We start from the raw sequence: 434 nt of genomic DNA, 5'->3' as shown, positions 1-434 counted from the left end.
CATCAAAGGTGCCCTCTGTCACATAGCGAAGAATGGAAACCTTGTCATTTTGATTCCCCTGCCGTATCGACCGCCCTCGCCTCTGCTCTAAGTCACGCGGCCGCCAGGGACAATCAAGATCGTGGCTGGCGATAATCTTGTCCTGTACATTCATACCGGCCCCCATTTTAAAGGTGCTGCCCATAAGAATTCGGACCGTACCGCTTCGTACCTTTGCAAACAATTCTTTTTTCTTAGTCTCTGTGTTGGCATCATGGATAAACGCGATTTCCGCAGGCGGTACACCTTTCGCGATTAGCTTTTCTCTTACATCGGTATAAACATTGAAATTTCCATCCGTTTTTGGTGTGGAAAGGTCACAAAATAATAGCTGGGTCATTTTTTCTTCTTTTCCCTCCTCCCAAAATCGGTGAACTTCTCTGACGCAGGCATTG

Annotated in this window: 1 protein-coding gene; it reads right to left on the bottom strand. The window is 47.0% G+C overall.

The features are described from left to right. Positions 1-434: helicase-related protein (locus NE619_RS18055; protein ID WP_256133868.1), on the bottom strand; the 434-nt coding region annotated here is incomplete at both ends.

This window comes from Anaerovorax odorimutans, from assembly GCF_024459955.1.
Lineage (GTDB): Bacteria > Bacillota > Clostridia > Peptostreptococcales > Anaerovoracaceae > Hominibacterium > Hominibacterium odorimutans_A.
This window is presented reverse-complemented; position numbering and strand designations above follow the sequence as displayed.